The following is a 559-nucleotide window of genomic DNA, read 5'->3' as shown; positions in this document are numbered from 1 at the left end:
CCCTTATCGTTGCTATTCCAGTTCAAATTTTTGAATTTGGGCGATTGGAACATATTGCAGAAAGTAATGGTTACTCAGCGTGTCCACCTTTCACAATCGCGTCCAGCGGAATGACGATGGAAGCAATGGTAATAAATGAGAGTCTTTGTACGGATGCAGAGATTAATCGCATTGCTATGTATGGCTATTTTCACGAATTAGAAAGGGTTGATAAGTTATTAAAGACACGTGAAAGAGCGCTAGGTTCTAATAGGGAAGAGTAGGGCAATGGATGATACGCCAAGTATAAAAACAGTTTGTATGGTCGCTTTTCTGATAAGTTTGATTACATGTGGTGTTGCTTTCACGCTACTCAGCACTCACTTCGATTTTCTAAGTTTAAAAGATCAACTAACTAAGCAAATCTCAAATCATCTATGTGAATGCGCGTTATGTTATCGTCATTGGCACTAGTATCAACACTCTTGTCAGTTGTGTTTATGCTACATATAAAGCAAAGATAGGCAGAGCAGTGTCGACGACATTAAGTCGTTTGCTCGAAGTTTTGTTGTTGTCAGCG

The 559-nt window shown here is 39.4% G+C and carries 1 protein-coding gene; it reads left to right on the top strand.

What is annotated here, in order from left to right; genetic code table 11:
• A partial coding sequence (locus R7R78_RS28545; RefSeq protein WP_225474903.1) for a hypothetical protein occupies positions 1 to 263 on the top strand: 263 nt, incomplete at its 5' end.
• Positions 264 to 559: the final 296 nt, after the last annotated feature.

Source organism: Vibrio sp. 2134-1 (assembly GCF_033339495.1).
The sequence above is the reverse complement of the archived record's forward strand: the minus strand, read 5'-3'. Positions and strand labels throughout refer to the sequence as shown.